The sequence below is a fragment of the Streptomyces sp. SAS_270 genome (assembly GCF_052543295.1).
The window spans coordinates 182,211-192,793 of sequence record NZ_JBMNDS010000008.1; the positions used below are offsets into that span (position 1 = coordinate 182,211).

General features: G+C 71.7%; 8 protein-coding genes. All 8 read left to right on the forward strand.

Features of this window, described 5'->3' with window-relative positions; genetic code table 11:
• The first annotated feature begins 48 nt into the window (after positions 1-48).
• Positions 49-3,210, forward strand: coding sequence for a S41 family peptidase (locus ACN6LB_RS08355; RefSeq protein ID WP_356143438.1), 3,162 nt, complete (start codon positions 49-51; stop codon positions 3,208-3,210).
• 167 nt (positions 3,211-3,377) lie between these two features.
• Positions 3,378-3,731, forward strand: coding sequence for a histidine triad nucleotide-binding protein (locus ACN6LB_RS08360; RefSeq protein ID WP_445025202.1), 354 nt, complete (start codon positions 3,378-3,380; stop codon positions 3,729-3,731).
• A gap of 6 nt (positions 3,732-3,737) precedes the next feature.
• Positions 3,738-4,643: a ribonuclease Z gene (locus ACN6LB_RS08365; protein WP_445025203.1), complete on the forward strand. Its 906-nt coding sequence runs from the start codon at positions 3,738-3,740 to the stop codon at positions 4,641-4,643.
• A 20-nt stretch (positions 4,644-4,663) separates the two neighbouring features.
• Positions 4,664-5,656, forward strand: coding sequence for an adenosine deaminase (locus ACN6LB_RS08370; RefSeq protein ID WP_445025204.1), 993 nt, complete (start codon positions 4,664-4,666; stop codon positions 5,654-5,656).
• A 201-nt stretch (positions 5,657-5,857) separates the two neighbouring features.
• On the forward strand, positions 5,858-6,799 hold the full coding sequence (locus ACN6LB_RS08375) for a 5-dehydro-4-deoxyglucarate dehydratase (RefSeq protein ID WP_445025205.1): 942 nt from the start codon (positions 5,858-5,860) through the stop codon (positions 6,797-6,799).
• Complete coding sequence (locus tag ACN6LB_RS08380; RefSeq protein ID WP_445025206.1) at positions 6,796-8,085, forward strand: glucarate dehydratase family protein; 1,290 nt, start codon at positions 6,796-6,798, stop codon at positions 8,083-8,085. Before ACN6LB_RS08375 ends, ACN6LB_RS08380 begins: the two co-directional genes overlap by 4 nt.
• Before the next feature lie 105 nt (positions 8,086-8,190).
• Complete coding sequence (locus tag ACN6LB_RS08385; RefSeq protein WP_356143435.1) at positions 8,191-9,318, forward strand: carbohydrate kinase family protein; 1,128 nt, start codon at positions 8,191-8,193, stop codon at positions 9,316-9,318.
• 147 nt (positions 9,319-9,465) lie between these two features.
• A complete protein-coding gene (locus ACN6LB_RS08390; protein ID WP_356143407.1) occupies positions 9,466-10,536 on the forward strand; it encodes a PhoH family protein in 1,071 nt (356 codons plus the stop codon).
• Positions 10,537-10,583: the final 47 nt, after the last annotated feature.

Below are 10,583 nucleotides of genomic sequence, written 5' to 3' on the forward strand. Positions count from 1 at the left end.
GCCACCCCGTCCGGGTATCTCCGGTTTCCGCATCTGCACGGCGAGTTGGTGGTCTTCACCGCCGAGGACGACGTCTGGGCGGCCGTCCTCGACGGTCCGGGCCGGGCCTGGCGGGTCAGCGCCGACAACACCCCGGCGACCCACCCCCGCATCTCCCCGGACGGCACGACCGTCGCCTGGACCTCCACCCGCGACGGGGCGGCCGAGGTGCACGCCGCCTCTCTCGACGGCGGCCCGGCCAAGCGGCTGACGTACTGGGGCGGTTCACGGACGCAGGTGCGCGGCTGGACCCCCGACGGGAAGGTCCTCGCCCTCAGCGCGGTCGGGCAGGCGAGCCTGCGCCGCACCTGGGCGCACGCCGTCCCGCTCGACGGCGGACCCGCGACCACCCTTCCGTACGGGCCCGTCGGCGACGTCGCGCACCGGCCGGACGGACCGGGTGTTCTTCTGCTGTCCGCCCCCATGGGCCGCGAGGCCGCCTGGTGGAAGCGGTACCGGGGCGGCACGGCGGGCAAGTTGTGGATCGACCGGGAGGGGGACGGCGAGTTCGTACGGCTCCACGAGGACCTCGACGGGAACATCGAGTACCCCTTGTGGGTCGGCGCGCGCGTCGCGTTCCTCTCCGACCACGAAGGCGTCGGGGCGCTGTACTCCTCCCTCGCCGACGGCTCGGATCTGCGGCGGCACACGGGAGTCGACGGCTTCTACGCCCGGCAGGCGGCCACCGACGGCAACCGGGTGGTGTACGCGTCCGCCGGTGAACTGTGGCTGCTCGACGACCTGGACGGCGCCGAACCGCGCCGCCTCGACCTCCGCCTCGGTGGGCAGCGCGTCGACCTCCAGCCGCACCCGGTGAACGCGGCCCGCTGGTTCGGCGCCGCCGCCCCCGACCACACCGCGCGCGGCAGCGCCGTCGCCGTACGCGGCGCCGTCCACTGGGTCACCCACCGCTCGGGCCCCACCCGCGCCCTCGCCGCCGAGCACGGCGTGCGCGCCCGGCTGCCCCGCACCTTCCGTGCCGAGGGCGAGGAGCACGTGGTGTGGGTGACGGACGCCGAGGGCGACGACGCCCTGGAGTTCGCCCCCGCGACCGGCGTCGCCCCCGGGGCCATCCCGCGACGGCTCGCCGCCGGGCAGCTCGGGCGCGTCCTCGGGCTCGCCATGGCGCCCGACGGCAGCCGTGCCGCCGTCGCCTCGCACGACGGACGGGTCCTGCTCGTCGAGCGGGAGACCGGAGAGGTCCGCGAGGTCGACCGCAGCGAGGACGGCGACGTCACCGGCCTCGTCTTCTCGCCGGACTCGGCCTGGCTCGCCTGGTCGCACCCGGGGCCGCGCCCGCTGCGCCAGCTCAAGCTCGCCAACACCGCCGACCTGTCGGTGACCGAGGCGACCCCGCTGCGTTTCCGCGACTACGCGCCCGCCTTCACGCTGGACGGCAAACACCTGGCGTTCCTCTCCGCCCGCTCCTTCGACCCCGTCTACGACGAACACGTCTTCGACCTGGCGTTCGTGGGCGGTTCACGCCCGCATCTGATCACCCTGGCCGCGACGACGCCCTCGCCCTTCGGGCCTCAGCGCCACGGCCGGCCCTTCGAAGCCCCCGACAAGGACGAGACGCCCGACAGCGAGGGCACTCCCACCACCCGGATCGACCTCGACGGACTCGCCGACCGCATCGTCCCCTTCCCCGTCGAGGCCGCCCGCTACTCGGGCCTTCGGGCGGCCAAGGACGGCGTGCTGTGGCTGCGCCACCCGGTGCGCGGCGTGCTGGGCGCCTCCCGCGCCACCCCCGACGACCCGGACCCGCTCACCGAGCTGGAGCGCTACGACCTCGCCCAGCAGCGCATCGAGCACCTCGCCGCCGACGCCGACCACTTCGCCGTCAGCGGCGACGGCAAGCGCGTCCTGCTGTGGACCGACAGCAAGCTCAAGGTCGTACCGAGCGACCGACGCGCCTCCAACGGCGAGGACAGCGACACCAACATCACCGTCGACCTCTCCCGCGTACGGCAGACCGTCGACCCGGCCGCCGAGTGGCGCCAGATGTACGACGAGGCGGGCCGCCTCATGCGCGACAACTTCTGGCGGCCCGACCTCGGCGGCGCCGACTGGGACGCCGTACTGGAGCGCTACCGGCCCGTCCTCGAACGGCTCGCCACCCACGACGACCTCGTCGACCTCCTCTGGGAGGTGCAGGGTGAACTCGGCACCTCGCACGCCTACGTCAGCCCGCGCGGCGGCGGAGGCGGCGGGGACCGGGCGCAGGGCCTCCTCGGGGCGGACATCTCCCGTCACGAGGACGGCAGTTGGCGCATCGACCGCATCCTGCCCTCGGAGACGTCCGACCCCGACGCGCAGGCACCGCTCGCCGCGCCCGGCGTCGCGGTGCGTGCCGGGGACGCGATCGTCGCGGTCGGCGGACAGGCCGTCGACCCCGTCGCCGGGCCCGGTCCGCTGCTCGTCGGGACGGCCGGAAAGCCGGTCGAGCTGACCGTCTCCCCGTCCGGCGGCGGCGACCTGCGGCACGCGGTGGTCGTGCCGACCGCCGACGAGGAGCCGCTGCGGTACCACGCGTGGGTCGCCGACCGGCGCGCCTACGTCCACGAGAAGTCCGGCGGCCGCCTCGGCTATCTGCATGTGCCCGACATGGTCGGCTCCGGCTGGGCCCAGCTCCACCGCGACCTGCGGATCGAGGTGGCCCGGGAGGGGCTCGTCGTGGACGTCCGCGAGAACCGCGGCGGCCACACCTCCCAGCTCATCGTCGAGAAGCTGGCCCGGCGCATCGTCGGCTGGGACCTCCCGCGCGGCATGCGGCCCTACAGCTACCCGGAGGACGCGCCCCGCGGCCCCGTCGTCGCCGTCGCCAACGAGTTCTCCGGCTCCGACGGCGACATCGTCAACGCGGCGATCAAGGCGCTCGGCATCGGGCCCGTGGTGGGCACGCGGACATGGGGCGGGGTGGTGGGCATCGACAGCCGCTACCGGCTCGTCGACGGCACGCTCGTCACCCAGCCCAAGTACGCCTTCTGGCTGGAGGGGTACGGATGGGACGTGGAGAACCACGGCGTCGACCCCGACGTGGAGGTGGTGCACGCCCCGCAGGATTACGCCGCCGGGCGGGACGCCCAGCTGGACGAGGCGATCCGGATCGCGCTTGCCGCACTTGCGGAGCACCCGGCGAAGGCTGCGCCCGCTTTGCCGGAGGAGTAAGGCACCCGGAGTGGGTGTGGTCGTACCTGGGGGCTGCCGCCCCCAGACCCCCGCTTTCGGCCTGAACGGCCTCGTCCTCAAACGCCGGACGGGCTGAAAGACCGGACGGGAGTAAACGCCGATACGATGCCGACGTAATGATCAGCGGGCGTTGAGGAGGCACACGCATGGCGGGAGAGCCGCAGGACGACTGCCTGTTCTGCAAGATCGTCGCGGGGCAGATTCCGGCGACCCTGGTCAGGGAGACGGAGACGACCGTCGCGTTTCGTGACATAAACCCCCAGGCGCCCACCCACGTCCTGGTCATCCCCAAGGCGCACCACCCGGACGCGGCGTCCCTCGCCGCCGCCGAGCCCGGCATCGCCGCCGACGTGCTCCGCGAGGCCGGTGAGGTCGCGGCCGACGAGAAGCTGGACAGCTACCGCATCGTGTTCAACACGGGCAGCGGCGCCGGCCAGACCGTCTGGCACGCGCACGCGCACGTCCTGGGCGGCCGCGGCCTGCAGTGGCCTCCGGGGTAAGTGACCTTGTCCGTACGTGAATTGGTGGTGCTCGGCACCGCCAGCCAGGTCCCGACCCGGCACCGCAACCACAACGGTTACCTGCTGCGCTGGGACGGCGAGGGCCTTCTCTTCGACCCCGGCGAGGGCACCCAGCGGCAGATGCTGCGTGCCGGGGTCGCCGCGCACGACCTGCACCGGATCTGCGTCACGCACTTCCACGGCGACCACTCGCTCGGTCTCGCCGGGGTGATCCAGCGCATCAACCTCGACCGGGTGCCGCACGAGATCACCGCGCACTATCCGCGCTCGGGGCAGCGGTTCTTCGACCGGCTGCGGTACGCGACGGCGTACCGCGAGACCGTCGCGCTCACCGAGGCGCCGGTCGCCGCCGACGGCGTCCTCGCCACGACCTCCGGGTACCGCCTGGAGGCGCGGAAGCTTTCCCATCCCGTCGAGTCCTACGGGTACCGGCTCGTAGAGCCCGACGGGCGGCGCATGCTGCCCGAGCGACTCGCCGCGCACGGGATCAAGGGGCCGGACGTCGGGCGGATCCAGCGGGAGGGCTTCCTCGGGGACGTCACGCTCGACGACGTCAGCGAGGTGCGGCGCGGGCAGCGGTTCGCGTTCGTCATGGACACCCGGCTGTGCGAGGGGGTGCACGCGCTCGCCGAGGGATGCGACCTGCTCGTCATCGAGTCGACGTTCCTCGACGAGGATGTTCAACTCGCCGCCGATCACGGGCATCTGACAGCCGGTCAGGCCGGGGCGGTCGCGCGGGACGCCGGTGTGCGGCATCTAGTGCTCACGCACTTCAGTCAGCGCTACTCGGACCCGGAGGAGTTCGAGCGGCAGGCGCGGGCCGCCGGGTTCGAGGGAGAGCTGACCGTGGCCCACGATCTGCAACGGGTGCCGGTTCCGAAACGGCAATAAAACACCCGTACTATGCTGCGATGCCCCTCCCCAAAGCTGAACTCCACCTGCACATCGAAGGCACTCTCGAACCCGAGCTCGCCTTCGCGCTCGCCGCGCGCAACGGCGTCGAGCTGCCGTACGCGGACACCGAAGAGCTGCGCAAGGCGTACCTCTTCGACGACCTCCAGTCGTTCCTGAACCTCTATTACGAGTTGATGGCCGTCCTGCGCACCGAGCAGGACTTCGCCGACCTCGCCGACGCCTATCTCGCGCGCGCCGCCGCGCAAGGCGTGCGGCACGCGGAGATCTTCTTCGATCCGCAGGCCCACATCGCCCGTGGGGTGGGGATGGGGACCGTCGTCGAGGGGCTGTGGCAGGCCCTCGGGCGCAGCGAGGAGACGCACGGCGTGTCCACCCAGCTGATCATGTGCTTCCTGCGGGACCAGTCCGCCGAGTCGGCCATGGACACGCTGGAGGCCGCGAAGCCCCACCTCGACCGGATCGTCGGCATCGGCCTCGACTCCGCCGAGGTCGGCCACCCGCCGGTCAAGTTCCGCGAGGTGTACGAGGCCGCCGCCGCGCTCGGCCTGCGCCGTGTCGCCCACGCGGGCGAGGAGGGGCCGCCGGCGTACATCACCGAGGCCCTGGACATCCTCGGCGTCGAGCGCATCGACCACGGGCTGCGCTGCATGGAGGACGCCGAGCTCGTCGAGCGGCTCGTGCGGGAGCGGGTGCCGCTGACGCTGTGCCCGCTGTCGAACGTACGGCTGCGCGCGGTGGACGTCCTCGCGGACCACCCGCTGCCCGCCATGCTCGACGCCGGGCTGCTGTGCACCGTCAACTCCGACGATCCCGCGTACTTCGGCGGCTACGCCGGGGACAACTTCGACGCCGTGGGAGCGGCGCTCGGGCTCGGGCCGGAGCGGTTGCGGGAGCTGGCCCGCAACTCCTTCGTCGCCTCCTTCCTGGAGCACGACGAGGAGCGCCGGGCCCGGTACATCGCCGAGGTCGAGGCGTACGAGTTCACGTAGGACCTGTTTCGCGAAGTACCTGTTTCGCGTAGGACCCACATGGGTCCGGGCCCCGGTGCGGCTGCTGCCTGCCGGGGCCCTGCCATGTCCGTGTCGGGGGGGAGGGCGGCGGAGGGGCGCATTGACGGTTCTTGTTCGTCTCTCTAATCTTCGTATTCATATGTGGATGGCGTTTACGTACGGAGATGGAGTCGGTTCCTGATGAGTACGGGTGCGGGAAGCGTTGTCGGGCGGTTGCGTCAGGGGATGGCGGAGGGCGTTCTGTCGTTTCCGCTGACCAGCTTTCATGGGGACGGCTCTCTGGATCTCGACGGCTTCCGTACGCATGTCGCGGCGCAGGTCGACGCCGGGCCCGGTGCTCTCTTTCCCGCCTGCGGCACCGGGGAGTTCTTCTCGCTGGACGAGGACGAGTACCGGCAGGTCGTCGCGGCGGCCGTCGAGGTGGCCGCCGGCCGGGTCCCGGTCGTCGCCGGGACCGGGTACGGATGGGCGCAGGCCGCCCGGTTCGCGCGCATCGCCGAGGACGCCGGGGCCGACGCCCTGCTCGTGCTGCCGCACTATCTCGTCGCCGCGCCCGAGAGCGGGCTCGTGGCGCAGCTGGAGCAGATCGCCGCCCGGACACGGCTGCCGCTCATCGCCTATCAGCGTGGCCAAGTCGCCTTCACCGGCGCCGGGTTGAGGCAGATCGCGCGGATTCCCGGAGTCATCGGGCTGAAGGACGGGCACAGCGACCTGGACCGGCTGCAGCGGCTCACCCTTGCCGCGCCCGAGGGTTTCCTGTTCTTCAACGGAGCCTCGACCGCCGAGATCCAGGCGCGTGCGTACGCCACCGTCGGCGTCCCCGCCTACTCGTCCGCCGTGCACGCCTTCGCCCCCGAGATCGCCGGCGCCTTTCATGCGGCGCTGCGGGACGGGGACGGCGGGACCGTGGAGAAGCTCCTGCGGGACTTCTACGTTCCGTTCGTCGAACTGCGTGACCGGGTGCCCGGATACGCCGTGTCGCTGGTCAAGGCCGCCGCCCGGCTGCGGGGGCAGTCAGTGGGGCCCGTTCGCGCGCCGCTCGTCGATCCCTCGGCCGCCGACCTGGCGGACCTCACGCCCCTTCTGACCGCCGGACTCGACCTCGTGGGAGCCGCTCTGTGAACCTCACCATCACGGACGTACGGCTGACGCCGATCCTGGTCGCCGACCCGCCCCTCCTCAACACGCAGGGCGTGCACCAGCCGTACACCCCGCGGCTGATCGTGGAGGTGGTGACCGCCGACGGTGTCACCGGAGTCGGGGAGACGTACGGCGACAGCAAGTACCTGGAGTTGGCGCGGCCATTCGCGGAGAAGCTGACGGGCCATCAAGTCAGTGATCTGAACGGCCTGTTCACTCTCGCTGACCAGGTCGCCGTCGACGGGTCCCGAGTCTCCGGACAGGTCGACGTCGGCGGCCTGCGGGGCGTGCAGACCGCCGACAAGCTCCGGCTGTCCGTCGTCTCCGGGTTCGAGGTCGCCTGTCTGGACGCGCTCGGCAAGGCGCTCGGGCTGCCCGTGCACGCGCTGCTCGGCGGCAAGGTGCGCGAGACCGTGGAGTACAGCGCGTACCTGTTCTACAAGTGGGCCGGCCATCCGGAAGGCCTCGCCGCCGAGAAGGACGACTGGGGTGCGGCCGTCGATCCCGCCGGAGTCGTCGAGCAGGCGCGGAAGTTCAAGGACCGGTACGGGTTCACCTCGTTCAAGCTCAAGGGCGGGGTCTTTCCGCCCGACGAGGAGATCGCGGCCGTACGGGCGCTCGCCGAGGCCTTTCCCGGGCATCCGCTGCGCCTGGACCCCAACGGCGCCTGGTCCGTGGAGACTTCGGTCAAGGTCGCGCAGGAGATCGGGGACGTACTCGAATACCTGGAGGACCCCGCGCTCGGTACCCAGGCGATGGCCGAGGTGGCCGCGCGCACGTCCGTGCCGCTCGCCACCAACATGTGCGTGACGACCTTCGCCGAGATCGAGGAGGCCTTCACGAAGGGCGCCGTCCAGGTGGTGCTGTCGGACCACCACTACTGGGGCGGACTGCGCAACACCCGTGAACTGGCCGCCGTCTGCCGGACGTTCGGCGTCGGGGTCTCCATGCACTCCAACACCCATCTGGGAATCAGCCTCGCCGCCATGACCCACGTCGCGTCCACGGTTCCCGATCTCCACCACGCCTGCGACTCCCACTACCCCTGGCAGTCCGAGGACGTACTGACCGAGCGCCTCACCTTCGAGGGCGGCTGCGTGACGGTGCCCGACGCGCCCGGCCTCGGCGTCGAGCTCGACCGCGACAAGCTGGCGTTCCTGCACCGCAGGTGGCTGGACGACGACGGCTCGCTGCGGGAACGGGACGACGCGGCGGCGATGCGGATCGCGGACCCCACGTGGGTCACCCCGGCCGTTCCACGCTGGTAGGACCCCCGAGGCCCCGCGAGGAGGCGGGGGCGGCGCGGCGGGCGGCACGCGCGGGATCGCCGTCGCCCACCGGGAGGCGTGGTGCACACTGGCCTGAACCGCACCATGTTCAGGGAGCGCCTCGTGACCGCGTCCAACGGAGAGCGACCGTACAGCCAGTCCCAGGTCGACCCGCTCGCCGGGCTGCGCACTCCTCAGGACCCGCCCTGGGACGTCTATCTCACGGGCACCGTCTTCCTCGACATCGTCTTCACCGGCCTCGACTCCGCCCCCGTGCGCGGCACCGAGTCCTGGGCCCGCGGCATGGGATCGAGCCCCGGCGGCGTCGCCAACATGGCCACCGCGCTGGCCCGGCTCGGACTGCGCACGTCACTCGCGGCGGCCTTCGGGGACGACCACTACGGGGAGTACTGCTGGGACGCGCTGGCCCAGGGCGAGGGCATCGACCTCTCCCCGTCGCGCACCGTGCCCGGCTGGCACTCGCCGGTCACCGTGTCGATGGCGTACGAGGGTGAGCGCACCATGGTCAGCCACGGGCACGAGCCGCCGCCCGAGGAGCCCGCGCCCGACTGCCCGCCCCGGGCGCGCGCCGCCGTCGCCTCGCTGACGCCCGGTGTGCGCGCACCGTGGATCGCCGAGGCCGCCCGCGCGGGCACCCGGATCTTCGCCGACGTCGGCTGGGACGACACCGGCCGCTGGGACCTCGCCGGGCTCGCCGACCTCGCGCACTGCGAGGCGTTCCTGCCCAACGCCGAGGAGGCCATGCGGTACACCGGGGCCGACTGCCCCAGAGCGGCCGCCCAGGCCCTCACCGCACACGTGCCGCTCGCCGTGGTGACCCTCGGTGCCGAGGGCGCGTACGCCGTGGACGGCCGGACCGGCGAGACCGCCGAGGTCCCCGCGATCGCCGTCGAGGCCCTGGACCCGACCGGCGCCGGTGACGTCTTCGTCGCCGGGTTCGTCATGGGCACCCTCGCCGACTGGCCCCTCGCCGACCGCCTCGCCTTCGCCGGGCTGACCGCCGCCCTGTCCGTGCAGGAGTTCGGCGGCTCGCTGTCGGCGCCCGGCTGGAACGAGATCGCCGCGTGGTGGCGCCGCGTCCAGTCCTACGACGACCAGGAACCGACCGCGCTGCGCCGCTACGCCTTCCTGGAGGGCCTCATCCCCGAGGTCACGCGACCGTGGCCGCTGCGCCGAGCGGTCCCCACGATCGGGTTCGGCCGGTCGGCCTAGAGCGCCGCGCCTCCACGCCCCGATGACGCCGCCCCGGAAAAGCCCTACGGGGTTGTCAGTGCACCGTCGTACTCTTGGCAGTGCAAGGCTGTCGAGCGGGCGCGAGCCCCCGCAAGAGGAGGATGGTCAGGCCTTCATAGCCGGCCCATGACTCAGACACCCACAGCTCAGACCCCCGCGCAGGAGCAGGCCCGAGCGCACTTCACCGTCCCGGCCAAGCACCCCATGGTGACCGTGCTGGGTTCCGGAGACGCCCTCCTGCGCGTGATCGAGAAGGCCTTCCCGGCGGCCGACATCCATGTCCGGGGCAATGAGATCAGCGCGGTCGGCGACGCGGCGGAAGTCGCCCTCGTCCAGCGTCTGTTCGCAGAGATGATGCTCGTGCTCCGCACCGGGCAGCCGATGACGGAGGACGCCGTGGAACGCTCGATTGCCATGCTCAGAGCGGGCGAGAACGGGGAGGGCGACGGACCCGAGACCCCCGCCGAGGTGCTCACGCAGAACATCCTGTCCTCGCGTGGCCGCACCATCCGCCCCAAGACGCTCAACCAGAAGCGGTACGTCGACGCGATCGACAAGCACACGATCGTGTTCGGCATCGGCCCCGCCGGTACCGGAAAGACCTACCTCGCCATGGCCAAGGCCGTGCAGGCCCTCCAGTCCAAGCAGGTCAACCGGATCATCCTGACCCGGCCGGCCGTCGAGGCCGGTGAGCGGCTGGGCTTCCTGCCGGGCACGCTGTACGAGAAGATCGACCCCTACCTGCGCCCGTTGTACGACGCGCTGCACGACATGCTCGACCCGGACTCGATCCCGCGGCTGATGGCGGCCGGCACGATCGAGGTCGCGCCGCTGGCGTACATGCGAGGTCGCACGCTCAATGACGCCTTCATCATCCTGGACGAGGCGCAGAACACCAGCGCCGAGCAGATGAAGATGTTCCTCACCCGCCTCGGCTTCGACTCGAAGATCGTGATCACGGGCGATGTCACACAGGTCGACCTGCCCAGCGGCACCAAGTCGGGTCTGCGCCAGGTCCAGGACATCCTGGACGGCCTCGACGACGTCCACTTCTCGCGGCTCACCTCCCACGATGTCGTACGGCACAAGCTGGTCGGCCGTATCGTCGACGCGTACGAGAAGTACGACAGCGAGAACGGCACCGAGAACGGCTCCCGCCAGGGCGGCCGCGGCAGGGCCGTACACAAGGGGAAGTAGACCAGCACGACCATGTCGATCGACGTCAACAACGAGTCCGGAACCGA

Excerpts from the sequence above, each read along its gene's own strand:
- ACN6LB_RS08375 (WP_445025205.1), top strand. The coding sequence starts at position 5,858 with ATGAGTACGGGTGCGGGAAGCGTTGTCGGGCGGTTGCGTCAGGGGATG.
- ACN6LB_RS08360 (WP_445025202.1), top strand. The coding sequence starts at position 3,378 with ATGGCGGGAGAGCCGCAGGACGACTGCCTGTTCTGCAAGATCGTCGCG.
- ACN6LB_RS08390 (WP_356143407.1), top strand. The coding sequence starts at position 9,466 with ATGACTCAGACACCCACAGCTCAGACCCCCGCGCAGGAGCAGGCCCGA.
- ACN6LB_RS08385 (WP_356143435.1), top strand. The coding sequence starts at position 8,191 with ATGTTCAGGGAGCGCCTCGTGACCGCGTCCAACGGAGAGCGACCGTAC.
- ACN6LB_RS08370 (WP_445025204.1), top strand. The coding sequence starts at position 4,664 with ATGCCCCTCCCCAAAGCTGAACTCCACCTGCACATCGAAGGCACTCTC.